Below are 25,353 nucleotides of genomic sequence, written 5' to 3' on the forward strand. Positions count from 1 at the left end.
TCACCGCATGATGAATCCTTCGATTATTCGAAAATTAGAAGCGCTACTTGAGCGTTATGAAGAAGTACAACACTTGTTAAGTGACCCAGGCATTATTGCGGACCAAGATAAGTTTCGGGGCTTGTCGCGTGAGTATTCTCAGCTGGAAGAGTTGGTGAAATGTTTTACCAGTTACCAGCAAGCGCAAGCTGATGAGGCGGCAGCGCAAGAAATGATGCAAGAAGACGACGCTGAAATGCGCGAAATGGCGAAAGTGGAATTAGATGAAGCGAAGGCGAAGCAAGAAGAGCTCGAGCATGAACTACAAATTCTCTTATTACCGAAAGATCCGAATGATGACCGTCCATGTTATCTCGAAATTCGTGCGGGTGCTGGTGGCGATGAAGCTGCTATTTTTGCAGGCGATTTATTCCGTATGTACAGCCGCTACGCCGAACAGCATGGTTGGCGTGTCAGCATGGTGAGCTGTAACGAAGGTGAACATGGCGGGTTTAAAGAAGTAATTGCGCATGTATCTGGTGATGGTGCGTATGGGCGCTTTAAATTCGAGTCAGGTGGTCACCGTGTGCAGCGTGTTCCTGAGACGGAATCACAAGGTCGTGTACACACCTCGGCTTGCACCGTTGCAGTGTTGCCAGAAGTACCTGATGCCGAAGCTATAGAAATTAATCCAGCTGATTTGCGCGTCGACACTTTCCGAGCTTCGGGTGCGGGTGGTCAGCACGTTAACCGAACGGACTCGGCGATTCGTATCACGCACATTCCAACAGGTTTTGTGGTGGAATGTCAGGACGAGCGTTCGCAGCACAAAAACCGAGCCAAAGCGATGTCGGTATTGCAAGCGCGCTTGCAACAGGCTGAAGATGAAAAACGTCGTCTCGAAGAGCAATCAACGCGTCGTAGTTTAGTTGGCAGTGGTGATCGTTCAGAGCGTATTCGCACCTACAATTATCCGCAAGGGCGAATCAGCGATCATCGTATCAACTTGACCTTGTATCGTTTAGATGAAGTTCTTGAAGGAGCGCTTGACCTTATTCTCGACGCTATTGTACAAGAGCATCATGCCGATCAGCTCGCTGCACTTGCTGAAGGTCAATGATAACGACACCAATGACGCTTGCTGAAGCGTTGCGATGGGCAACGCAACAACTCACCAACAGCGAGAGCGCCAAGCTTGACGCCGAGGTGTTGTTAGCACATATCGTTGAGCGCGATCGTACCTACTTATTTACGTGGTCTGACCGATTGTTGGAACCGTCCGAGCAAGAGAGATTCGCGGCGCTTATTCAGCAACGTCAGCAAGGTATTCCGATCGCTCATTTAGTTGGGCAGCGTGAATTCTGGTCGTTACCATTAGCTGTCAACGATAGCACCTTAATTCCGCGCCCCGATACCGAAGTATTGGTCGAGCATGCCCTGAGCTTACCGTTACCTGTAGAGTCTGCAGTGCTTGATTTAGGCACTGGTACCGGTGCCATTGCGTTGGCATTAAAAAGTAGTCGTCCCAAGTGGCGAGTTATGGCAGTCGATAAAATGGCAGAAGCTGTTGCCTTAGCTAAACAAAATGCCGCTACTTTAAACCTTGCTGTTGACGTGAAGCAAAGTGATTGGTTTGCAGCAATTGAGGCGCAACAGAAATTTGATCTGATTGTTTCTAATCCTCCTTATATTGATGCGAATGATCCGCACCTTGAGTTAGGTGACGTAAGGTTTGAGCCGAAAAGTGCGTTGGTGGCGGCAAATCAAGGCTTGTCAGATATTGAAACAATTATCACTAAAGCAACAGGCTACTTAAAGCCGCGAGGTTGGCTGTTGATTGAACACGGTTGGACGCAGGGCGCTGCGGTTCGAGAACTCATGCAAAGCGCACAGTTTAATGCGGTTACGAGTATTCGAGATTATGCTAATCTTGAGCGCGTAACAGTCGGACAATGGAGTAATGCCAATGGCCAATGATTTCATCTTCGCTGAAGAAAATGACCAAGAAGAAGTACCGGACCATACGACGGAAGCCGGTTGGAAGGTCTTAATTGTTGACGATGAACGCGAAGTGCACGCGGTTACGCGCCTTGCTCTCATGGATTTGGTGTTTGAGGGGAAAGGGCTCAACTTTTTAAGTGCCTACTCGCGCCGTGAAGCAGAGCAGTTGATTTCTGAGCATGACGACATTGCCATTGTGTTGCTTGACGTGGTGATGGACACCGATGATGCCGGTCTGCAAGTAGCGAAGTATATTCGCGAAACGGTTGATAATCGCACCAGTCGGATTGTGTTGCGCACAGGGCAACCAGGCCAAGCACCAGAGCGCTCCGTTGTTATTAATTACGATATCAATGATTACAAGGCGAAAACTGAGTTAACCGCTCAGAAATTATTTACCTGTGTGATGTCAGCGCTGCGCTCGTATCGCGACATTATTCGGGTGAAAGAACAACTCGAACGAGTTGAACATGAATTAAGTTTTTACCAAAACTGGTTGTTAGAACATCAACCGCAAGTGCGTCAGCAAGTTGCTGATGCCTATCAACGTTTAACCGAAAATAACGATTAGAAAGGACGTTCTTGATGTCATTTATAGCTCTAAAACATCTCCATGTCACCTTTGTGGCCATAAGTGTGGTATTATTCATGCTTCGTTTTTTCTGGCGCAGTATTGGCGCCGGCATGGCGAACCAGAAGTGGGTAAAAGTAGTTCCACACATCATCGACACAGCATTGTTGCTGACCATTGTCGGTATGCTGATTCACTGGCAAATGTGGCCGTGGGAAACACCATGGTTGATTAATAAAGTGATTGGCTTAGTGGGCTATATTTTGTTTGGTTTGGTAGCGATGAAGGCTTCTGTTAGCTGGCTGCGTTATGTTGGTTTTGTGGGGGCGCTGAGCTGGATTATGTTTCTGCTGCACATCGCCTTCAGCAAACAAGCACTGATTTAAAAAATCGTTATTCGTTATTGGTTATTCGTTACTCGAAGGTGTTTTGACGAATAACGACAAGGGAGCGTGAGCGACCGATCGAATAACGAATAACGAATTAAGGGTTTATGCGTTTTTCATACTTAGAACATGTTGCTCATGAAATTCTCCCAACTATTGAAATAGTGTGGGAGATTAGTCGTACCTTTCATTCTGATAGTGATCAGTACGTTAGTGATTATTATCAGCAGATTCGCGAAATGACACACAAACATGAAGCACTGACGGGTATTGAAAAACTGCAGGCAGTGATTCACGACTTTTATTTCGATTTAGGCTTTAGTGATGCGCCAGAGCCAATAGTTGGTGCGCAGCGAATTTTGCTCGACCGGGTGATTAGCTATCGTACCGGCTTGCCGGTTAGTTTGGCGCTGTTACTGCAAGAGACGGCAGCGTATGCGGGCATTCAGACCGAACTCGTGGATTTCCCTGGCTACCCGTTACTGCGTTTTGATTTTGAACAGCAAAGTTATTTTGTTGACCCACTGCATGGCGAGTTGCTTGAAGGTCATCAAGTGCAGGAACGCTTCGAGGATGTCACCGATGATGCACTTGAGTTTTCATGGGATATGTTCGAAGCAGCCGACCAGAAGACCATTCTGATGCGCTATTTGACTGAGCTCAAACATGCGATGATTCATGACCGCGAATTTGCCAATGCACTCACTGTTGTTCATATGTTGCTGGCGATTTCTCCGGATGATCCATACGAAATTCGTGATCGTGGTTATGTGTTAGAAGAGCTCGACTGCCAACAAGCAGCAGTTGACGATTACCAGTATTTTGTCGAACAATGCCCAGATGACCCAAGTGCACAGCTGCTGCGCTTGCAACTAGAAACGTGGGCGGCCCCCCAGCACGTCCTTCATTAAAAAATAGAATAATAAGGGGTTCCTGTGGAAAGCTCTGCATTGATTACCAATGACGGTATTATTTTTGGCTTGCTGGCCGTAATTCTCGGTCTTATTTTTTATACGCAAACCAGTTCAAATAGTTTTTGGCAAAAGTTTTATAAGTGGGTTCCAGCCTTATTACTTTGCTATTTTATTCCTTCGTTGCTCAACACTTTTGGCATTGTCGATGGCGCCAACACCGGAATCTATCCGCTGGTGATGGATTATCTACTGCCAGCCTGTTTGGTGTTGCTAACATTAAGTTTGGATTTGAAAGCCATTCTGCGACTCGGTCCAAAGCTACTTATTCTCTTTTTAACCGGTACTGTCGGTATTGTTATCGGCGGGCCGATTGCGCTGCTGATTGTTAGCGCTATTTTCCCTGAAATGCTCGGCGGTGCAGGCCCAGATGCCGTATGGCGCGGCATGACCACCATCGCGGGTAGCTGGATTGGCGGTGGTGCTAACCAAGCCGCAATGAAAGAAGTATATGAAGTTGGCGGTGAGATTTTCTCAGCAATGGTCACCGTTGACATTATTGTGGCGAACTTATGGATGGCTGTGTTGCTGTATATGGCGGCGAATAACAACGCCATCGATAAGCGAATTGGCGCGGACACTAGCGCGATTGAATCGATTAAAAGCCGGATGGAACAGTACGAAGCTGAACATCGTCGCGAATCAAAATTACCGGATTTGATGTTTATTGTGGCGGTTGCGTTTGGCGTGACTGGTTTGTCGCATTGGGGTGCCGACGTCATTGCACCGTATATTGCCGATCATGTTCCAGCGTTAAAAGACTTTAGTTTAGACAAGAAATTCTTCTGGTTGATCGTGATTGCAACCACGGTAGGCGTCGCGTTGTCGTTTACACCAGCACGCAAGCTTGAAGGCGTTGGCGCATCGAAATATGGCTCTATGTTTGTCTATATTTTGGTTGCAACCATTGGTTTGCATATGGACGTGACAGCCATTGTGGATGTGCCAAAATACTTCTTGATTGGTGCTATTTGGATGATTATTCACGCCAGCTTAATGTTGGTGGTCGCTCGTCTACTCAAAGCACCAGTATTCTATATGGCAGTAGGTAGCCAAGCGAATGTTGGTGGCGCAGCTTCGGCACCCGTTGTGGCTTCTGCGTTTCATCCATCATTGGCGCCGGTAGGCGTATTGTTGGCAGTGTTTGGTTATGCATTAGGCACCTACATGGCCTATATTTGTGGACAGATTTTGCGCGTCATTGCCAACGGCTAATGCGTGCAGTACTTCGAGTTAGGTAAAGGATATCAATGTGATTAACACCCAAGTAATTAAAGTAGGTGACGTGCAGGTGGGTAACCATCTGCCGTTTGTGCTATTTGGCGGAATGAATGTTCTAGAATCGCGCGATTTAGCCATGCGTATTGCGGAACATTACGTTGAAGTGACGTCACGCCTTGGTATCCCTTATGTCTTCAAGGCAAGCTTTGATAAGGCGAATCGGTCTTCGATTCATTCTTACCGTGGCCCGGGTCTTGATAAAGGCCTCGAAATTTTCTCCGAAATTAAGCGTACCTTTAATGTACCGATTATTACCGATGTACACGAGCCTCACCAAGCTAAGCCGGTCGCTGAAGTGGCGGATATTATTCAGCTACCAGCGTTTTTGGCGCGCCAAACAGATTTGGTCGTTGCGATGGCGGAAACCGGTGCGATTATCAACGTGAAGAAGCCGCAGTTCTTGGCACCACATGAAATGCGTCATATTTTGAAGAAGTTTGGTGAAGCGGGTAACCACAATGTTATTTTGTGTGAGCGGGGCAGCTGCTTTGGTTACAACAATCTTGTGGTTGATATGCTGGGTATGGATGAAATGAAACAAATGGCGCCAGTCATGTTTGACGCGACGCATGCCTTGCAACGTCCTGGCGGTCGTGAAGACTCTGCCGATGGCCGTCGTGCGCAAGCCGCTGTTCTTGCTCGTTCAGGCATGGCACTCGGTTTAGCTGGGTTGTTTATTGAAGCGCATCCTGATCCTGACCAAGCAAAATGTGATGGCCCATGTGCATTGCCGTTGGCAAAACTAGAGCCCTATCTGCAGCAAATGAAAGCGGTTGATGAATTGGTGAAAGGCTTTACGCAACTCGACACAAGCAATTAATTCGTTTGCTTTAAAACTACAAAGGCGCTCAACGAGCGCCTTTTTTAATGCGAAAACATAATATAAACACCCTGCATGGCTTTTGTCGTTGTTATTCCCATCCTTTGGCTTGCGCTCATACACAAACTGATTTAAATTAAAACGCATGTTTAAAATGTGCGTTCTAAACGTGCAGAATATAAAGCGAGACGCGTTTTTATGGCAAAACGAGTATCTACGAAAGATAAAATACTGAATGCTGCGGAGGCGCTGTTTGCCGAACATGGATTCGAGCAAACTTCATTGCGTCAAATTACCGCAGATGCAGAGGTAAACCTCGCTTCGGTTAACTACCACTTTGGCTCAAAGAAAGCATTGATTCAAGCGGTCATGGCGCGTTATCTCGAAGTTCTAATGCCCGCACTTGATCGTGAACTGGTGCAACTTGTTGAGCAACCGCAGGTGACCACGCGTGCGGTTTTTGATTGTTTTCGAGGGCCGTTAAATGAATTGCGCGAAGTTCGTAAGCACGGGCCGACGATATTTTTAAGTCTGCTTGGCTACGCCTACGCTGATATTCAAGGCCATCTGCGTCGCTATACTATGGATCATTTCGGCGATGTGATGCAGCGCTTGTTGGCAACGTTGCACCTAGCGAACCCGCAATTGAGTCCCGTTGATATGTTCTGGCGCTTGCACTTCGTGTTAGGTGCCACTGTGTTTGCTCAAGTATCAGGCCCTGCACTTCGCGAAATAGCTGCGGCAGATTTTGGTGAAGCTATTGCCGCTGACCAAGTGATTGACCGTTTGATTCCGTTTTTAGCTGGTGGGGTCGATGCACCCACCGAATAATGGACTATGCTTTTTAAGTAATGCTTAAGCATTCTTTTCTGCCCGTTGTACCGATAGGTTAAGGTGTTTTGAAATGGAAATTATTATTCTTTTAGTCGTTGTGGTGGTATTGCTCGTCGCGGTACCAGATATTCGCCGCAGCTTAATTACACGACCTGCGTTTGCATTCTTTAAACGCGTACTACCGCCGTTATCGCCAACAGAACGCGAGGCTATGCAAGCTGGTGACACATGGTGGGATGCCGACCTTTTTAGCGGACGTCCAGATTGGCATAAGTTCCACCAGACGAAAGCGCCGCAGTTTACCGAAGCTGAGCAAGCCTTCATTGATAATCAGCTAGAAACCTTACTAGCGATGCTCGACGATTTCCGTATTGTTCAGCAAGATTCAGACCTACCAAAGAAAGTTTGGGATTACATTCGCAAAGAAAAATTCTTCGCGATGATCATTGGCAAAGAATTTGGTGGTTTGGATTTTTCGCCAGCAGCGAATTCACACATTGTTTCGCGTATTGCGACACGTTCAATTAGTGCTGCGGTATCAGTCATGGTACCCAACTCATTAGGCCCAGGTGAACTACTGACGCATTACGGTACCGATGAACAGAAAAATTATTGGTTGCCGCGTTTAGCGGACGGTACTGACATCCCGTGCTTTGCGTTGACTGGCCCAGAAGCTGGTTCTGACGCAGGTGCGATTCCAGACACTGGAATTATTTGTAAAGGCGAGTTCGAAGGCAAAGAAGTTGTTGGTATTCGCTTAAATTGGAGCAAGCGTTACATCACCTTAGCGCCAGTTGCGACAGTATTAGGCTTGGCATTCAAATTGTATGATCCTGATGGCTTGATGGGTGAGCAAAAAGACATTGGTATCACCTGTGCTTTGATTCCGACGAATCATCCGGGTGTTGAAACAGGTGAGCGCCACTTGCCGTTAAACCAAGCTTTTATGAACGGTACAACCTACGGTAAAGACGTATTTATTCCACTCGATTGGATTATTGGTGGTAAAGATTACGCTGGAAAAGGCTGGCGCATGCTGATGGAATGTTTGTCAGCAGGGCGGGGCATTAGTTTACCAGCCTTAGCGGCGGCGACAGGCCATGTGACTGAGCGTATGACCGGAGCCTATGGCTATGTGCGTCAGCAATTTGGTATGCCAATTGGTCTGTTCGAAGGCGTACAAGCAGCCATGGGTAAAATTGGCGGTACTAACTATACCTTAGAGTCAATGCGCCGTTTAACAGTAACAGCACTATGTGAGGGCAAAAGTCCTTCGGTGATTACCGCAATGACTAAATATCACATGACAGAAATGGGGCGCCAGGTGATGGATGCAGCCATGGACGTTCATGCTGGTAAAGGCATTCAATTGGGGCCGCGCAACTATTTAGGCCATGGTTATATGGCAACCCCAGTATCGATTACGGTTGAAGGTGCAAACATTCTTACTCGTAACTTGATGATCTTTGGTCAGGGCGCGACTCGTTGCCACCCGTATGTATTGGCGGAAATGGAAGCGGCTTCGAATCCAAATGAAGACGAAGGTTTGCAGCAATTTGATAGTTTGTTGCTCAAGCATATTGGATTTGCGGCGGGTAATTTCTTCGGTAGTTTATTTATGGGTCTCACTGGCGCCCGCTTTAATGCCAGCCCGATGAGCGGCCCAACGGCTCGCTATTACCAACAGTTAACCCGAATGAGTCGCGCACTTGCATTAACTGCCGATATGGCAATGCTAGTGATGGGCGGCGATTTGAAACGTCGCGAGATGTTATCGGCTCGTCTAGGTGATGTTTTAAGTCATCTATATATGGCGTCAGCAGTGTTAAAACGCTACGAAGATGACGGTCGTCAATCGGGTGATTTGCCATTTGTCGAATATGCTCTTGAGCATCATTTATACGAAATTGGTCAGGCGTTTAAAGGCTTTTTTGCAAACTTCCCAAGCCGCATTGTGGCCTGGACTTTGCGTTTGGCAATCTTCCCGTTAGGTATTCATTACAACAAACCATCGGATGCCAATTTGCAAGCTGTTGCGAAAAGTATGATGGAGCCCGGTGTCACCCGTGATCGTCATACTTTCTTATGTTATTGGAAGGATGATGCCAACGACATGACAGGGCATATGGAGCTTGCGTTTTTAGCTATGCGTGAGCATGCGGATGTCTACAAACGTATTCGCAAAGCGGTGAAGCTCGGCGATATTGCGGAAGATCTCAGTGGTGATGAGCTGGTGAAAGCTGCTCGCAAAGCTGAAGTGATTACCGCAGACGAAGCGAAATCGCTGAAGAAGACTGAGCAGCTACGAATGACCGCGATTGGTGTTGACCAATTTGCACCAGGTGTTATTGAGCAGCGCAAGTTTTATTCATAGTAATTAGTCAGAAACAAAAAAGGGCTGTCGAGACAGCCCTTTTTTTATGCTTAATACCGACAGTTACACGCCAATTGGCTTATAACGAGTACGATGCGGTTCCATAGCCTGTTCGCCATGAGTCTTCTTCATATACTCTTCGTAGTCGGTGTAGTTACCTTCGTAGAAGTTGATCTGACCTTCATCACGATAATCCAGAATATGGGTCGCGATACGGTCTAAGAACCAACGGTCGTGCGAGATAACTAATGCTGAGCCAGGAAACTCCAGTAATGCTTCTTCAAGAGCTCGCAAGGTTTCAACATCAAGGTCGTTCGTTGGTTCATCGAGTAACAATAGGTTACCGCCAGCTTTGAGAAGCTTGGCAAGGTGCACTCGGTTGCGCTCACCACCAGATAGTTCACCAATGTGCTTTTGTTGGTCATTACCACGGAAGTTAAAGCGACCAACGTAGGCTCGGCTGTTAATTTCAAAATTACCGATGCGCAGAATATCTTGGCCATCAGAAATTTCCTGCCATACGGTATTTTTGTCGACCATGCTGTCACGGAACTGATCAACGCTAGCTAATTGAACCGTATCACCCAACTCTACTGTTCCTGAGTCTGGCTGTTCTTTACCAGTAATCATCCGGAATAGCGTCGATTTACCCGCACCGTTCGGGCCGATAATACCGACAATGGCACCTTTCGGTACGCTGAAACTCAAATCATCAATTAATACGCGGCCGTCATAAGCTTTTTTCAGATGATTCACTTCAAGCACTTTGTCACCTAAGCGTGGGCCTGGTGGAATAAAGAGCTCGTTGGTTTCATTGCGTTTTTGATAGTCGCCACTTTGTAACTCTTCAAAACGAGCCATACGTGCTTTGCTCTTCGCTTGACGACCTTTCGGATTTTGACGAACCCATTCAAGCTCTTGCTTAATGCTGCGCTGGCGGGCTTTTTCTTGCTTCTCTTCTTGCTCAAGTCGTTTTTCTTTTTGCTCAAGCCAAGACGAGTAGTTGCCTTCCCAAGGAATGCCGTAACCACGGTCAAGTTCGAGAATCCAGCCCGCCACGTTATCGAGGAAATAACGGTCGTGGGTGATTGCTACAACAGTTCCTTCATAGTCATGCAAGAAGCGCTCTAACCATGCGACCGATTCAGCATCCAAGTGGTTAGTCGGTTCATCGAGAAGCAACATATCTGGCTTACTTAGTAGCAAGCGACAGATGGCGACGCGGCGACGCTCACCACCTGAAAGTACTTTGATTTTTGAATCCCAAGGTGGCAAACGCAGTGAATCAGCGGCACGCTCAAGCATGTTCTCGATGTTGTGACCGTCTTTCGCTTGAATGATTGCTTCAAGCTGACCTTGTTTTTTAGCGAGTGCGTCAAAATCGGCATTTTCATCTGCATAGGCAGCATACACTTGGTCGAGTTCGGCCAGCGCGTTCTTCACGTCAGCAACCGCTTCTTCAACCGTTTCACGCACGGTTTTATCTTCATCAAGTTGCGGCTCTTGCGGCAGGTAACCAATTTGCGTACCAGCAAGTGGGCGTGCCTCACCTTCGTATTCTTTATCAACACCAGCCATGATGCGTAGTAACGTTGATTTACCCGCACCGTTCAAACCAAGCACACCAATTTTGGCGCCAGGGAAGAATGATAACGAGATATCTTTTAAAATCGTCTTTTTCGGCGGGACGACTTTACTGACCCGCGACATGGAATAAATGTATTGTGCCATAACAGCATGCGTTCCTTTTTGAGGCGATATTTAATAGCTAAAATCGTAATTGTTTATTTTAACCCTTAAGTTGGCGCTAACCCAAGTATATTGGTAAACTAGGCGCCACTTATTTTTTGTTCGACAGTTTGTAAAGTCAGGAGCCCCGATGTTAAAACATGAAATGAATATTGCCGATTATGATGCAGATTTATGGCAGGCAATGACTGGCGAAGTTCAACGCCAAGAAGAGCACATTGAATTAATCGCTTCAGAAAATTACACCAGTCCGCGTGTACTTGAAGCACAGGGCTCGCAACTGACGAACAAATATGCCGAAGGTTACCCGCACAAGCGTTATTACGGCGGTTGCGAATACGTTGACGCCGTTGAAGATTTAGCGATTGAGCGTGCGAAACAATTGTTCGGCGCAAAATACGCCAACGTACAGCCACACGCTGGCTCACAAGCAAACTCAGCGGTGTTTTTAGCATTATTAAATGCTGGCGATACGGTTCTGGGTATGAGCTTGGCCCACGGTGGTCACTTGACCCACGGCTCACACGTCAACTTCTCAGGTAAATTGTACAATGCTGTGCAGTATGGTTTGGATGAAGCGACTGGCGAAATCAATTACGCTGAAGTGCGTGAGTTAGCTCTTGAACACAAACCTAAAATGATTGTTGCGGGCTTCTCTGCTTACTCAGGAGTAGTTGACTGGGCAAAATTCCGTGAAATCGCCGATGTAGTGGGTGCATATTTGTTAGTTGATATGGCTCACGTTGCTGGTTTAGTTGCAGCGGGCCTATATCCAAACCCAGTGCCATTTGCTGATGTGGTTACCACTACTACTCATAAAACATTAGCTGGCCCACGTAGTGGTTTGATTTTGTCGGGTAAAGACGACGAAGACTTGCACAAGAAATTAAATAGTGGCGTATTCCCTGGTAGCCAAGGCGGCCCGTTGTGTCATGTGATTGCAGCCAAAGCGGTTGCATTTAAAGAAGCGATGGAGCCGGAGTTCAAAGCGTACCAGCAGCAAGTATTAGATAACGCGAACGCGATGGTTAACGTCATGCAATCACGTGGCTATAAGATTGTTTCAGGCGGTACTAAGAACCACTTGTTCTTAGTTGACCTCATCGATAAAGATATTACCGGTAAAGACGCGGATGCTGCGCTTGGTCGTGCCTATATCACAGTGAATAAAAACTCGGTACCAAATGATCCGCGCTCACCATTTGTAACCTCTGGCTTACGTTTGGGTACCCCAGCGATTACGCGCCGTGGCTTCAAGCAAGCCGAAGCCGAGCAAGTAGCGAACTGGATTTGTGACGTCCTTGATAACATCAATGACGAAAGCGTGATTGAACAAGTTCGAGAGCAAGTGAAAGCATTGTGTAAACAGTTTCCTGTTTATAAATAAATGAATTAAGGAACGAGCGTATGCATTGTCCTTTTTGTGGCACACAAGATACCAAAGTGATTGATTCGCGCCTGGTGGCAGACGGCGCTTCCGTGCGCCGCCGCCGTGAGTGTACAGAGTGCAAGGAGCGCTTTACGACGTTTGAAACGGCAGAACTGATTATGCCGCGCGTGATTAAATCAGACGGTACTCGTGAGCCATTTAACGAGGACAAACTACGCAATGGTTTACTGCGAGCTTTGGAAAAACGCCCAGTGAGTCTAGAAGCGATGGAGCAGGCGATTCAGAATGTGAAATCGTCACTGCGAGCTACCGGTGAGCGTGAAATCACAAGCCAAGTTATTGGTGGGCTAGTGATGGAAAATCTTAAGGCGCTCGATAAAGTTGCTTACATTCGCTTTGCGTCGGTTTACCGTGCGTTTGACGATATTCGTGAGTTTGGCGAGGAGATAGCACGCCTCAATGACTGATCCACAGGCCTGTCATCAACGTTATATGCAACGCGCCCTTGAGCTTGCCGCTCAGGGGCGTTTTTCAACTGCGCCTAACCCAATGGTTGGTTGCGTGGTGGTTGCTGATGGCAAAATTGTTGGTGAGGGTTGGCATCAGCGAGCTGGTGAGCCTCACGCTGAAGTATACGCACTCGGTGAAGCGGGAGCCTTGGCGAAAGGTGCGGCAGTTTATGTCACGCTAGAGCCATGTAGCCATTTTGGCCGTACGCCGCCATGCGCCGATGCGTTGATTAAGGCTGAAGTAGCGACCGTAGTCGTAGCGATGAAAGATCCCAACCCTCTGGTTAGCGGCGAAGGGATTGAGCGCCTGCGCGCGAATGGCATTGAGGTGATCGTCGGTATTCTTGAACAGCAAGCGTTGGCACTTAACAACGGGTTTGTTGCACGAATGCAGCGTCAGCGGCCGTGGTTACGAGTGAAGATGGCCGCTAGCCTCGATGGTCGTACTGCACTATCAAATGGTGAGAGTCAGTGGATAACCAGTACCGATGCGCGTCGCGATGTTCATCGTTGGCGAGCTCAAAGTGGTGCGATTTTGAGTACAGCAAAAACAGTACTGGCTGATAATGCGATTTTAACCGCACGCCATCCGCAGGCCGAACGGCAACCAACTCGAGTGATTATTGACTCGCAGGGGTTGTTAACCGGGCAAGAGGCCCTATTTAAAGAACCGTTCCCAATTATCGTGGTGCATGCGCCCGATACGATTGTCGAACGAACTTGGGCAGCGCATGTAGAATGCATCACCATTGTTCGCACGAATAACGGGCACATCGATTTAACACAATTGATGCATGTACTTGCCGACAAGCAGGTCAACTCGGTTTGGACCGAATGCGGTGCGCAGTTAGCTGGCGCATTATTGACGGCTGAATTAGTCGATGAATTGGTGCTGTATTTAGCGCCAAAATTAATGGGCCATCATGGCCACGGATTATTGAATTTGCCGGCATTTACTCACATGAGCCAAGTGCCAGAACTAACTTTAAAAGATGTTCGTCAGGTTGCGGATGATGTTCGAATTATCGCGGTTCCGCGCCGGGTGAGAGGAGACTTAACGTCGTGACTCGTTTAAACAGTGCTGCAGAAATCATTGAAGATATTCGCCAAGGCAAGATGGTCATCTTGATGGACGATGAAGATCGGGAAAATGAAGGCGATCTGATTCTTGCTGCAGAATGTGTCACACCGGCGGCTATTAATTTCATGGCGCGCTATGGGCGTGGCCTGATTTGTCTTACGTTAACCGAAGAGCGCTGCAAGCAATTACGTTTGCCGCTAATGGTTGATCAAAACAACTCACCTTATGCGACGAACTTTACCGTCTCTATCGAAGCGGCAGAGGGTGTTACCACAGGAATTTCAGCGGCCGATAGAGCACGTACCGTGCAAGCTGCCGTGGCAAAAGATGCGCAACCGGCAGATTTAGTTATGCCGGGCCACATCTTTCCGTTGAAAGCAAAATCAGGCGGCGTATTAAACCGTGCGGGTCACACGGAAGCTGGTTGCGACCTTGCGCGTTTAGCTGGTTTTGAACCAGCGGCTGTCATCGTCGAGATCCTAAATGAAGATGGCACTATGGCGCGTCGTCCTGATCTTGAAAAATTCGCAGCAGAGCACGATTTAAAGATTGGTACGATTGCGGACTTAATTGAATACCGGTCACTGAAAGAAAAAACCGTTGAGCGTAAAGCACATTGTAAATTACCAACAGCATATGGTGAGTTTGAACTGATTACCTATCAAGACACCATTGATAAGCAAGTACACTACGCATTGGTACATGGTGAAGTTGACCCTGATAAACCAGTGAATGTGCGCGTGCATTTGCAAGATACATTTAATGATCTATTTGCCACTCAACGCGCAGCCAAGCGCAGTTGGCCGCTCGGGCATGCGATGGAATACATCGGTCAAAATGACGGTGTACTCGTGGTTATTGGTCGTCAACAAAGCCCGCAGGATATTTTAGAGCAGGTGATGAGTTTCGCTGCGGAAGACCGCGGTGAAGTGAAGCCAACGGCAGCAGCTTCGAATGCTTCGCGTAATGTGGGTATCGGGTCGCAGATATTAGCCGACTTGGGCGTGCATCACATGCACCTAATGAGTTCACCAAAGCGTTACTCGGCGCTATCAGGTTTCGGGCTTGAAGTAGTCGATTTTATCGAAGATGAGCAAGCTGGCGGCGAATAACTAAGCCGACAACTCCAAAACGCGGCGCCACAGTGTTTCATTGGTTGGCGCCGCAGTTCCAGCCGCTGCGCTTTGGCGTGCAACGAAACCATTCAGGTAGTCAATTTCAGTGCGGCGCTGCTGGCGCACATCCATCAGCATCGACGAGTAGTTATTCGCCGTATTTTTAATAACGCTGCGGGCACTTTCAACCAAACTTTCCGAGTTTAATTGAATACCTTGATGTTCCGCTAACCAACAAATCTCCTCGGCAACCTGATGTTGTAGCTCGGTAATATTGTGCTGTAGTAACTCACCATTGCGACAATCATGAATAACCGTGAACGGATTGATTAAACAATTAATGGCAAGCTTTTGCCAGCGACGTTGGTTGATGGCCGGACTCCAATTCAGCAGCGGTAACGCATTATTTAATACACTAAATAACTCAGCTGGGCGGCTACTCGAAGCATGCTCTACGCGTGCCCAACCTAACCAACTCTCGCCAAGGCCAGCGTGAACCACTTCATTGCCATTCTTGTATGCGCCATGTGTTGTCACCCAATGCAAAGCGCGCTCCGGCATGATGTTAATTTCGTTCTCAAGCATACCGTTGTAACTCAAAACAATCGAGGAACCCGCTGGTAACGGCGCCTGCTTTAACTCTTCGAGAAAATTGGCGACATCATAGGCTTTGATCGCAGCAAAAATTTGGGTTGGTTGCTCGATTGGAAATTGCTGTACACCAAACTCGAGCGAATGCGCGGCATGAATGATTTCAATCGCGCGTGCTTTGCCAGGCACGCGTGGCTTTATCGAGACATGTTCACCGACTCGACGTAAGTTAACGGCCATTAAACTTCCGACAGCACCTGTGCCAGCAACTAACCAATGCATTTATTCGAGCTCCCGATGATAATTTTGCTCTAAGCGCGTGAGTGACTTACGTAGCGCGAATAAAATCAACAAACTTGGTAATACCATGATGGCTGTGAGAATAAAGAATAACTGCCAGTTTCCGTCTAGCCAGTTTACAACGTACCCGCTATAGGACGAGAGTAACGTACGTCCCAAGTTTCCGAGTGAAGCAAATAAGGCGTATTGAGTTGCGGTAAAGGCGCGATTCGCCAATAAACTAATGAACGCGACAAATGCGACCGTAGACCAAGCAGCCGTAAAGCCGTCGATGATCACCGCAGCAAGGAACAGATTAGTATTCGGACCGACGCCAGCAATCCAGGCGAACATCAAGTTCGATGCGGCCATTGCAATACCGCCTAACATAAGTCCGCGAACAATTCCTAAACGCAAGTTCACGAAACTGCCGAGAATAGCGAAGATGATGGTCACCCACCAATTGACCATCTTCGAATACACCGCAATGTCATCGTTGCTAAAGCCTACTTCTTTATAGAAAACAATCGACATGCGGCCGAGAAAAGCTTCGCCAATTTTAAACAGAAAAATGAATGACAGCATGCCCACCGCGAGCTTCCAACCATTGCGCTTAAAGAACTCGGTGATGGGGTCAACAAGAGTATTGCGTAGCCAATCGAGCCAATGATTAAACGTTGGTATAGCCGGGCGGTAGCGAATTGATTCTTTCACTGCCAGTACAAACAGTAATTGCGCGACAATCACAAAGCACAAGACTAAATAGGCGTCTTGCCAGAATAGGCTGGTGCCATCAACTAAGAAGAATGGAATAGCCCCAAGCCCACTATAGCCGCTCCACCAACCGGCCGTTGCCATGGCTGCGCCGGCTGACTGCAGACGCGCTTCATGCGGGCCAAAGGTTTCAATTCGAAACGCATCAATGGCAATATCTTGGGTTGATGAAAATATAGCGATGACTAAAGCCGCAAAGGCAACCCACCACAAATGTTCAACAACATTAATTTGAGTGAGTACGGCGGTGGCCAATAAAATACCCGTTAAACAGAGAGCCATCCAGGAGCGACGTTGCCCGAGCAACCCATTCAACAAAGGGAGTTTGACGCGGTCGATCAGTGGAGACCATAGTGCATTGATTGAGTACGCGATGAATACCACGCCGAACAGTCCGATAGCGGAACGATCGACGCCGACTTCCTGCAACCAAGCTGAGAGCATGGAGCCGATGAGTACCCATGGAAATCCGCTAATGACACCGAAGCCAAAAATTACCCAAACTCGGGGTTCACGATATACCGCAAGGTCTTTATACCAAGGCGTTGAATTCGGCAAACTCACTGGACTGGTACTACTTCAATTTTTTTCAATACCGGAGGTTGCTTCGGAACGTTCGGCCAGCCGGTTTGTTCGTGGTAAAACTCAGTTTCTACGCTAGCGAGTTTTTCGAGAACTTCTTCACCAGAAACCACCCATCCGAATACCGCGTATCCCCAACCTTTGGTTGATGGATTTAAGGTTTCGTTATCATTCATATTGAAATAGAACTGACGAGTCGCTGAATGCGGATCGGATGTTCGCGCCATCGCAATCGTACCGTAATTATTGAGCTTACCATTTCCGGATTCATTGAATATTGGGTCAAACATGGTTTTCGCTTCGAAGTTTTTATCATAGCCGCCACCTTGCACAACGAATCCCGGAATAATGCGGTGGAAAATGGTGTTGTTATAACTTCCAGCCTGCACGTACATTAGGAAATTTTCGACGGTAATAGGGGCTTTAGCGCGATCGAGTTCGACCACTATATCCCCTTCAGTGGTAATGAATTTTACCTTCGGGAATAAATTGTCAGGTTGAACTTGGGCGGCAGAACTCATACTGCTCAAGAACATGACGACGGTTAGAAGCAGATAACGCATAATCATCCTCGTGCTTTAAAAATAACGAATTTACTATTCTGTGCAACTTGGTGCACCGACTTAAATAAGCGTTTTAGCGGTTGATAATACGGTAGATGACGGTTCGCCACTACCCACAACTCGCCATTTTTACGTAAAACTCGCCGACTATCTTTGAACATTTGTCGCGCAATATGCTCGGTAACGGCATGTTCTTGATGAAACGGTGGGTTACAGAGAATTAAATCGGCGCTATCTGTGGCTTGATGCGACAAACAGTCGTCAACTTCAAACTCATAAAGTGGCAAAAGCGATTCAGGCAAGTTGCTGACGATATTGCGGTGCGTTGACGCAATCGCTAAATAGGATTCATCCACAAAAGTGACGTGGCTAGTAGGCGACAATCGCGCATACTGCAACCCCAACACACCATTCCCGCAGCCTAAATCAATCACTTTTTCCGCCCCAACTGGCGGCATATTATCAAGCATAAAGCGTGCGCCGATATCGAGTTGATTGCGCGCGAATACACCCGCATGATGGTGCAAAGTAAGATTGAATTCAGGCACATCCCATGAGCTCATGAAACGCCCTTGATCAAGCGCAACTGAACGAGTCACAGTTTGAATGGTTCGACACTTTCTACGGATAAGTGAAACGTTGAGATGATCACAATAATGTGAGAATAGCTCGCGTACAGCTGGGGTAATCAGCTTACTCTTCGCCGCCGCAAAAATCGGTGTCCCGGCCGGCAACTCAGCGGCTAGTTTTGCTAATTGAAATTCGAGTAAACTTAGACTCTTCGGAATTTTTAAATACACCACATCACGATCGTCCGGCAACGGGTCAAGTGGCGCAAGTGCAGTTAACGTATCCGGCAGCTGATTGAGTTGAAGGTTATGCCGCCATCCACAATGGCTCACATACGAGTCACTTTGACTGGCCACATCAAGCCCAGCAAATGGCATTAACAATGCACCCCATTGATCATTTATCAATAATGGACGCTGATCGTCACGTTCAATAATCAGTTCGTGCAGTAATTCATCCGCCGCTTCCCAGGCTTGTAGTGTGTCGTGGGAGCGGACGGGATAGCGTTGAAGCTGCCATGTGCCAGCGGCACTTGTTAGTAAAGTCATAAGCTCTTAATTCGTTAATCGTTATTCGTTATTCGTTGTTCGTTAATTAAGGATGAAAACGAGTAACCAAAACATACGCATCGAAAAGTGTGTAAATCTAAATTCGTACTATCGAGCGAGCCTAACCCACGAATAACTAATAACGAGTAACGAATAACGCGGTTATCAATGGTCGGACATTTCACTCGGTAACATTCGTGCTATGATAGCGAAAAACGACAGATGACTATATAGGTTTTAACTCGTGAAAAAATACGCAGAAATTACCGGTTGGGGAAAATGTTTACCACCAGCTGTGATGACCAATGATGACTTGGCTACTTTTTTAGATACCTCCGATGAATGGATCCGTACCCGTACGGGTATCGAGGAGCGTCGCGTCAGTGCTGTTGGTACTTCAAAAATGGCGACCGTGGCGGCGCGAAATGCGCTGGCAGCTGCAGGCCTAGATGCCGAAGAACTTGATTTGATTCTAGTGGGTACTTGTACGCCGGATGAAATTATTCCAAACGTCGCTTCTGCAGTACAACGTGATTTAGGTAACAAAACCGCTGCCGCGTTCGACTTAAACGCAGCATGTAGCAGCTTTTTATATGGCATGCATTATGCGACTCAAGCGATTCGCACTGGCGCCCATAAAAAAGTTTTGATTATCGGCGCTGAGCGCCTGACGCGAATTCTAGATTGGACTAAACGTGAGAGTGCTGTGCTGTTTGGTGATGGCGCTGGCGCAATGATCCTAGAAGCAAGTGATGTCGAAAGCGGGTTGTTAGCTTCGCACGTTACTTGTGATGCTGATGCGCGTGATGTCCTTGCGCTCGAGTTTGGCATGAGCTTTGACCGCTTTGGTTTCGACGGCATTATGCCGTTTAACTTCGTTGGCCAAGAGATTTTCAAGCGCGCGGTAAAAGGTATGAACACCGCTGTTGAAAAAGTTTTTGCAGAAACCGGCCTAACAACTGATGACATCGATTCGTTAATTCCACACCAAGCGAATAAACGCTTGATCGATTATCTTGCGAAAATGTGTAAGGTGCCGGAAGAGAAGACGGTCATTAACATTCAAAAATACGGCAACACGTCATCTGCAACATTACCTATTGCGTTTTGTGAAGCGGTAGAGCAGGGGATTGTGAAACCTGGTGACACGATTGTGTCGGCGGTATTTGGCGGTGGCTTAACTTGTGGTGCTGGCATCATTAAATGGGGCCAACGCGTAACACCTATCCGTGACAACAATGAAACCTTGCCAAGTCAGGGTAAAACGGCGCTTGACCTCATTTTGCCACTGTATGAAGGTACCAAAGCAGCTTGGGAAAAACGCGGCAATGAGTAATTTGGTGAAAGAAGAAGTTCGTCATAACGTTTTATGGTTAACTTTAGCACGCCCAGAGAAAAAGAATGCGTTGACGCAAGACATGTATACCGCATTAAGTTCAGCTCTCCAGGCTGCTGACCGTGATAGTAAAATAGCGGCTGTTGTATTAACCGGCGAAGGTGACAGCTTTACCGCGGGTAATGATTTGAACGACTTTTTAGCTATCGAAGAGTTAGACGATAGCGCGCCGCCTTTTGAGTTTCTCTATACCTTAAGTCGACTCAGTGTACCGTTAGTCGCAGGTGTCAATGGTCTGGCAATCGGCATTGGGACAACCATATTGCTGCATTGTGATTTAGTCTATGCCAGCAACGACGCCGTATTTGCGCTGCCATTTATCAATTTAGGTTTAGTTCCTGAAGCAGCTTCAAGTTTATTGCTTCCACAACAATGTGGTCACTTGAAAGCATCCGAGTTATTGCTGCTAGGCGATAACTTTGATGCACATGCGGCACTAAGCTATGGGTTAGTAAACAAAGTCGTGGCACCAGACGAGCTGCAAGATACGCTGGAGCAAGTTGCTTTAGCTTTGGCAAGCAAACCACATGGTGGCTTACGTGCCGCGAAGAAATTGATTAAACAACCGGCTGAACCGGTTGCAGATAGAATTGAACGCGAAGCGAAGATATTTGCGCGTGCGTTGAGTTCTGAAGCTGCTCGCCAAGCCATAAAAGACCGCCTAAATAAAAAGAAATAGTCAAAAGTGCTTAATTTCTCAGCAGTCAGCTGTACTTGCCTTGCGAGTGCACTGGCTTTGAGGGATAATGCCCGCCGTTATGGTGACCTCATTGGTCCCCCCGCAACACGAACTGGCGAACCCGGTCAGGCCCGGAAGGGAGCAGCCGTAGTCAGGGATGTGGGTGCCGGGGTGCTGGCTGGTGAGGTCGCCACCCAATCATCTTCCAAAAGCGTAATTCGTGCGCTTCGCTGTTCGTCCGTTCACTTCGTTCTTTGTTCGTTCGCTGCGCTTTTCGTGAAAAGCGTTACTCGTTATTCGATCGCTTTGCTTGTCGTTATTGGAAAAAACAGACACACTAAAGCAAAGGCGTTACTCGAATAACGAATAACGATTAACGAACAACGAGATTTCCCCATGCCGAAGAATGTAAAGCCGGTTTATTACGGCGACTACTTGCAACTTGATAAACTCCTAGATTCTCAAGAACCACACAGCAAAATGTATGGGCCAGAAGCCCATGATGAGATGCTATTTATAATTGTCCATCAGGTGTATGAGCTTTGGTTTAAGCAAGTTCTGCATGAACTGCGCGCTATTTATAAAGAGTTTCGTGCGGAGCAGCTTGATGATCGCGCGCTGCAATTGGTTGCGCATCGCTTGCGTCGTGTACTAACCATTCAAGATTTGATGAACGACCAAGTAGGAGTCATTGAAACGATGACGCCACAGGAGTTTTTGGAGTTTCGAGATTACCTTGTTCCAGCCTCGGGTTTTCAAAGTATTCAATTCAAAGAGCTCGAGATAATGCTGGGATTGACCCGTGATACGCGTATTGCGTTTGATCAGCAATCGTTTTATAACCGCCTTAACGATGACCATCGCGCTTATTTAGAAGAGCTGGAAACGCAACCGAGCTTGTTTGATTGCGTCGATCAGTGGCTAGCTCGTATGCCGTTTTTGCAATTTGACGACTTTAGTTTCTGGGATGTTTATCAGCAAGCTGTGCAAAATTCATTAGATAGAGATGAAGAAATTATTCGGCAGAATGCCGCTGATGACTCTCAATTGGAGACAGAATTAGCGAGTTTACAATTAAATCGGGACAATTTTTTGGCGCTATTTGATAACGAACGTTATAAATCGTTACAGGAAGATAACCGCGTCCGACTATCGCAAAGAGCGATGCTCAGTGCACTGTTTATTACACAGTATCGCGAGGAACCAGCATTTCATCTTGCCCATCAAGTCATTACGTCGTTGGCTGAAATGGATGAGAAGCTAACAATTTGGCGATATAAACATGCAATGATGGTGCAACGAATGCTTGGTACGAAAATTGGAACGGGTGGTTCGTCGGGCCATGATTATTTGCGTCGTACCACAGAACAAAATAGAGTGTTCAAAGACTTCTTCGCGATGGCCACTTACTTACTGCCTAAAAGTGCGTTACCAGAACTTCCACTGGCGGTTCGGCAAGCGCTCGGTTTCTACTTTCGACATGATAAGTAAGTTAGCGGCGTTGCTCCATCCAGCGCAGCGCTTGGTGTAGCGCACTGAGCTGATGTGCTAGGCGTTCTGACAACCACTGGCTACGGCTGGTGGTTGTTGCATTTAGGAGGCTACTCAGGTTTTGCCGTACTTCCTTTATATAAGCTTGAGGCTCATTAGCATCTTGACTAAACAGTTGCGCATCAAACCAATCGGAAAAACTCTCCTCACTAATGTTCAATTGCGAAATACGCCTCTCTAAAGCATTAATTTCTGTTTCTAAGCGCAGGCGTAGTTGATCGCTAATAACGGTTTGACTAGACATGCAGAAGCATTATTCCTAAAGTTAAAGTATCTAACTGATTGATGCTTGAGTCTAACGTAAATTAATGAAGTACAAAATAAAGATTTTTGTGTCATAATTTTACGGGTAATTATGCAGTTTAAATTACGTTTTATGCAGAAGTGTTAAGATGCTGTAAACGAGGTTTTATCTATATTTAGTGTGAATTTTAGCTGATATCCGTTGTTGACATCGCCGCGTCGATCGTGGGAGTATTGATGCATTATTACCGTAGGCTTTCTATCGGTAATAGCTGCAAGTGTTGATTAAACTCTTTTCGTCACTCAAATAACTGGGAGGCTGGCGACATTAGGTCGTTGAGCTTAAAGTTAAGTCAAATTGGTTGGGAACTATGACCAAAGTAATCAATAAAAGCAAAGTTGCTGCAGCCCTTATCGGGATGTTCGCAATTGCAGGTAGCGCTAGCGCAGCTGCCCAAGACATTTCTACGTTGCAAAACGAAGAAGCAAAAACACATACTGCTGACAAACGGTCTCAGCAAAAAATCGATTCTTTGTTCGAGCAGAGCCAAGAGTTGTTATATGAGTACCGTGCCGTTGTAGACGAATACGAAAACTTAAAAGTCTACAATGATCACGTTCAGCGTCTCGTTGATGATCAGAATGCATCACTGGCTTCTCTACAGCGCCAGATCGACGGCATTGAAGCAACCAAGCAAGGCGTGGTTCCTTTAATGTACAACATGATCGACGCTTTGGAGCAGTTTGTGGAGCTGGATCTTCCAATTCACAAAGAGCGTCGTATGGCTCGTGTTGAGCGTTTACGCGAAATCATGAGTGCTTCAAACGTAACGACCTCAGAACAGTTCCGTCAGATTACTGAAGCTTATCAAGCTGAAATGGATTACGGTGCTGGTCTTATCGCATACGAAGGCAAGTTACAGTTCGAAGGCGAAGAAATCTCTGTTGACTTCTTCCACTTAGGACGTGCTGCTTTAATGGCTCAATCTTTGGACCTGAAAAACGGTTGGATTTACAACAAAGATACGGGCGCATGGGAAGCTCTTGATGATGCTTACCTGGGCGCTTTGACCAAAGCAATTCGTATGGCGCGGAAGCAAACCGCCCCTGATCTGATTAAACTGCCTATCTATGCAGCGGAGCGTGCAGAATGAACAAACTAGTGAAATCTTTGCTGGTCGCAGCAGCATTCTCATTATCAGCTGGCGCGAGCTCTGCTTACGCGCAAGATGAAGCGAAATCACTAGACCAATTACTTGAACTAGTGAAAGAAAACCGTGCAGCGTCTCAGCGTATCAACGCGCAGCGCGAAGCTGAGTTCACATCAGAGCGCGCTGACAAACAAGCATTGTTAAACGATGCGAAGCGTCAGCTAGCAAACGAAAAAGCTCGCGGTGAGCGTTTGCAAGCGGAGTTCGCTGAAAACGAAATCGCACTTGCAAACAAAGAACAAGAGTTGCAAAACGCTCTTGGTACTTTGGGTGAAATCGTTGGTGTTGCGCGTGGTGCAGCTTCTGAAACTATCGGTCGTATCGCGACTTCAATCGTAAGCGCACAGTATCCAGGTCGTGAAGACGTATTGGAAACTATCGCTGAAGCAAAAGAAGTTCCGACGATTGCTGAGCTTGAAGAGCTTTGGTTAGCATGGTTAACCGAAATGAAAGAGTCAGGCAAAGTTGTTACTTTCAACAGCGATGTGACATTACTTGATGGTTCAACTGAGAACCGTGACGTAACTCGTATCGGTGTGTTCAACTTGATTTCTCAAGGCGAGTACTTCAACTACAACGACGCTGCTGAAGAAATTCAGCCATTGGGTCGTCAGCCAGAAGATTATGTATTGGCAACTGTTGAAGCGTTTGAAGAAACTGAAACTGGTTACGAAGGTTTATACATTGACCCAGCTCGTGGTCAAATTTTGAACCTTGCAACTCAGAAGGCAACACTTGAAGAGCGCTATCATCAAGGTGGCACAGTTGGTTATGTAATCACTGTAGCTCTTATTGTTGGTTTCTTGATTGCTATCTACAAGTTCATCACTTTAGGTATTGAAGGTGCGAAGATGCGCGCTCAGTTGAAAAATACTGCGAACCCATCTGACAAAAACGCACTTGGCCGTATCTTGAAAGTGTATCAAGAGAACAAAACTGCTGACACTGAGAACCTTGAGTTGAAACTTGATGAAGCTATCTTGCGTGAAACGCCACGCATCGACAGCGGCGTTAACATCATCAAGATTTTGGCGGCTATCGCGCCATTGTTAGGTCTCTTAGGTACAGTTGTTGGTATGATCGGTACCTTCCAATCAATTACCTTGTTTGGTACTGGTGATCCGAAAATCATGGCAGGCGACATCTCAATGGCGTTGGTTACTACCGCATTGGGTCTGATTGCTGCGTTGCCATTGATTCTTGTACACGCGATTGTGGCATCACGCGCCAAGTCTATTGTTCATGTATTAGATGAACAGGCTGCAGGTATCGTCGCCGCGCACGCGGAGAAGAAGGAGTAATCCT

Annotated in this window: 23 protein-coding genes, 1 other RNA gene and 1 pseudogene; 19 read left to right on the top strand and 6 right to left on the bottom strand. The window is 47.0% G+C overall.

Annotation, left to right across the window (positions count from 1 at the left end; genetic code table 11):
* Window positions 1–10 precede the first annotated feature (10 nt).
* The 9 genes and pseudogenes from prfA to D3795_RS01385 all read left to right on the top strand — a co-directional run bounded on the left by prfA (window position 11) and on the right by D3795_RS01385 (window position 9,217).
* Complete coding sequence (prfA, locus tag D3795_RS01345) at window positions 11–1,099, top strand: peptide chain release factor 1 (RefSeq protein ID WP_156268914.1); 1,089 nt, start codon at window positions 11–13, stop codon at window positions 1,097–1,099.
* Window positions 1,096–1,956, top strand: a complete 861-nt coding sequence (gene prmC, locus D3795_RS01350) for a peptide chain release factor N(5)-glutamine methyltransferase (protein ID WP_310942365.1) — start codon at window positions 1,096–1,098, stop codon at window positions 1,954–1,956. The genes prfA and prmC overlap by 4 nt, the downstream gene beginning before the upstream one ends.
* Window positions 1,946–2,449: pseudogene (locus tag D3795_RS01355) on the top strand (response regulator); the annotation flags it as partial. The gene prmC and the pseudogene D3795_RS01355, both read left to right, overlap by 11 nt.
* Window positions 2,450–2,565: 116 nt before the next feature.
* A complete protein-coding gene (locus D3795_RS01360) occupies window positions 2,566–2,937 on the top strand; it encodes a SirB2 family protein (protein ID WP_156265817.1) in 372 nt (123 codons plus the stop codon).
* 107 nt (window positions 2,938–3,044) lie between these two features.
* Window positions 3,045–3,848, top strand: coding sequence for a SirB1 family protein (locus D3795_RS01365; protein WP_156265818.1), 804 nt, complete (start codon window positions 3,045–3,047; stop codon window positions 3,846–3,848).
* Window positions 3,849–3,872: 24 nt separating this feature from the next.
* Window positions 3,873–5,123, top strand: a complete 1,251-nt coding sequence (locus D3795_RS01370; RefSeq protein ID WP_156265819.1) for a DUF819 family protein — start codon at window positions 3,873–3,875, stop codon at window positions 5,121–5,123.
* Window positions 5,124–5,163: 40 nt separating this feature from the next.
* Window positions 5,164–6,009: a 3-deoxy-8-phosphooctulonate synthase gene (kdsA, locus tag D3795_RS01375; protein WP_156268918.1), complete on the top strand. Its 846-nt coding sequence runs from the start codon at window positions 5,164–5,166 to the stop codon at window positions 6,007–6,009.
* A 198-nt stretch (window positions 6,010–6,207) separates the two neighbouring features.
* Window positions 6,208–6,840, top strand: coding sequence for a TetR/AcrR family transcriptional regulator (locus D3795_RS01380; RefSeq protein ID WP_156265820.1), 633 nt, complete (start codon window positions 6,208–6,210; stop codon window positions 6,838–6,840).
* 73 nt (window positions 6,841–6,913) lie between these two features.
* Window positions 6,914–9,217 (top strand): acyl-CoA dehydrogenase, encoded by a 2,304-nt coding sequence (locus D3795_RS01385; RefSeq protein WP_156265821.1) that lies wholly within the window; start codon window positions 6,914–6,916, stop codon window positions 9,215–9,217.
* Window positions 9,218–9,280: 63 nt separating this feature from the next.
* Here D3795_RS01385 and ettA read toward each other — a convergent pair whose 3' ends face one another.
* A complete protein-coding gene (gene ettA, locus D3795_RS01390) occupies window positions 9,281–10,948 on the bottom strand; it encodes an energy-dependent translational throttle protein EttA (protein WP_156265822.1) in 1,668 nt (555 codons plus the stop codon).
* A 148-nt stretch (window positions 10,949–11,096) separates the two neighbouring features.
* Here ettA and glyA point away from each other — a divergent pair, with 148 nt between their 5' ends.
* The 4 genes from glyA to ribBA are packed head-to-tail and all read left to right on the top strand — an operon-like array spanning window position 11,097 to window position 15,058.
* Window positions 11,097–12,353: a serine hydroxymethyltransferase gene (gene glyA / locus D3795_RS01395; protein ID WP_156265823.1), complete on the top strand. Its 1,257-nt coding sequence runs from the start codon at window positions 11,097–11,099 to the stop codon at window positions 12,351–12,353.
* Window positions 12,354–12,373: 20 nt separating this feature from the next.
* A complete protein-coding gene (gene nrdR / locus D3795_RS01400) occupies window positions 12,374–12,823 on the top strand; it encodes a transcriptional regulator NrdR (protein WP_092855582.1) in 450 nt (149 codons plus the stop codon).
* On the top strand, window positions 12,816–13,931 hold the full coding sequence (gene ribD / locus D3795_RS01405; protein ID WP_156265824.1) for a bifunctional diaminohydroxyphosphoribosylaminopyrimidine deaminase/5-amino-6-(5-phosphoribosylamino)uracil reductase RibD: 1,116 nt from the start codon (window positions 12,816–12,818) through the stop codon (window positions 13,929–13,931). The genes nrdR and ribD overlap by 8 nt, the downstream gene beginning before the upstream one ends.
* Window positions 13,928–15,058, top strand: a complete 1,131-nt coding sequence (ribBA, locus tag D3795_RS01410; protein ID WP_156265825.1) for a bifunctional 3,4-dihydroxy-2-butanone-4-phosphate synthase/GTP cyclohydrolase II — start codon at window positions 13,928–13,930, stop codon at window positions 15,056–15,058. Before ribD ends, ribBA begins: the two co-directional genes overlap by 4 nt.
* On the opposite strand, the gene D3795_RS01415 is transcribed toward ribBA, so the two are convergent.
* Genes D3795_RS01415 through D3795_RS01430 form a run of 4 tightly spaced genes read right to left on the bottom strand, consistent with a single transcriptional unit; the run spans window position 15,059 to window position 18,968 of the window.
* Window positions 15,059–15,934: a ketopantoate reductase family protein gene (locus D3795_RS01415; RefSeq protein WP_156265826.1), complete on the bottom strand. Its 876-nt coding sequence runs from the start codon at window positions 15,932–15,934 to the stop codon at window positions 15,059–15,061. It abuts the gene before it with no gap.
* Window positions 15,935–17,263: an AmpG family muropeptide MFS transporter gene (locus D3795_RS01420; RefSeq protein WP_375294520.1), complete on the bottom strand. Its 1,329-nt coding sequence runs from the start codon at window positions 17,261–17,263 to the stop codon at window positions 15,935–15,937. It lies immediately after the preceding gene.
* A 2-nt stretch (window positions 17,264–17,265) separates the two neighbouring features.
* Entirely contained in the window at window positions 17,266–17,850 is a 585-nt protein-coding gene (locus D3795_RS01425; protein WP_156265828.1) for a peptidylprolyl isomerase, read from the bottom strand.
* A 2-nt stretch (window positions 17,851–17,852) separates the two neighbouring features.
* Window positions 17,853–18,968, bottom strand: a complete 1,116-nt coding sequence (locus D3795_RS01430) for a methyltransferase (RefSeq protein ID WP_156265829.1) — start codon at window positions 18,966–18,968, stop codon at window positions 17,853–17,855.
* A gap of 244 nt (window positions 18,969–19,212) precedes the next feature.
* Here D3795_RS01430 and D3795_RS01435 point away from each other — a divergent pair, with 244 nt between their 5' ends.
* The 4 genes from D3795_RS01435 to D3795_RS01450 all read left to right on the top strand — a co-directional run bounded on the left by D3795_RS01435 (window position 19,213) and on the right by D3795_RS01450 (window position 22,534).
* Complete coding sequence (locus tag D3795_RS01435; protein ID WP_156265830.1) at window positions 19,213–20,304, top strand: ketoacyl-ACP synthase III; 1,092 nt, start codon at window positions 19,213–19,215, stop codon at window positions 20,302–20,304.
* Window positions 20,297–21,043: an enoyl-CoA hydratase-related protein gene (locus D3795_RS01440; RefSeq protein WP_156265831.1), complete on the top strand. Its 747-nt coding sequence runs from the start codon at window positions 20,297–20,299 to the stop codon at window positions 21,041–21,043. The genes D3795_RS01435 and D3795_RS01440 overlap by 8 nt, the downstream gene beginning before the upstream one ends.
* 89 nt (window positions 21,044–21,132) lie before the next feature.
* An RNA gene (gene ffs, locus D3795_RS01445) (signal recognition particle sRNA small type) lies at window positions 21,133–21,230 on the top strand.
* A gap of 209 nt (window positions 21,231–21,439) precedes the next feature.
* Window positions 21,440–22,534 carry a tryptophan 2,3-dioxygenase family protein gene (locus tag D3795_RS01450; RefSeq protein ID WP_156265832.1) on the top strand — a complete coding sequence of 365 codons (1,095 nt, stop codon included), beginning with the start codon at window positions 21,440–21,442 and terminating at the stop codon, window positions 22,532–22,534.
* 1 nt (window position 22,535) lies between these two features.
* Here D3795_RS01450 and priC read toward each other — a convergent pair whose 3' ends face one another.
* The gene (gene priC, locus D3795_RS01455; protein WP_156265833.1) at window positions 22,536–22,838 is read right to left on the bottom strand and encodes a primosomal replication protein PriC; all 303 of its coding nucleotides are present in this window, start codon (window positions 22,836–22,838) and stop codon (window positions 22,536–22,538) included.
* Between the two features lie 370 nt (window positions 22,839–23,208).
* Here priC and D3795_RS01460 point away from each other — a divergent pair, with 370 nt between their 5' ends.
* Window positions 23,209–23,991 carry a DUF3450 domain-containing protein gene (locus tag D3795_RS01460; protein ID WP_156265834.1) on the top strand — a complete coding sequence of 261 codons (783 nt, stop codon included), beginning with the start codon at window positions 23,209–23,211 and terminating at the stop codon, window positions 23,989–23,991.
* On the top strand, window positions 23,988–25,349 hold the full coding sequence (locus D3795_RS01465; protein ID WP_156265835.1) for a MotA/TolQ/ExbB proton channel family protein: 1,362 nt from the start codon (window positions 23,988–23,990) through the stop codon (window positions 25,347–25,349). The genes D3795_RS01460 and D3795_RS01465 overlap by 4 nt, the downstream gene beginning before the upstream one ends.
* The last annotated feature ends 4 nt before the right edge of the window (window positions 25,350–25,353 follow it).

The organism is Pseudidiomarina andamanensis (genome assembly GCF_009734345.1).
GTDB lineage: Bacteria > Pseudomonadota > Gammaproteobacteria > Enterobacterales > Alteromonadaceae > Pseudidiomarina > Pseudidiomarina andamanensis.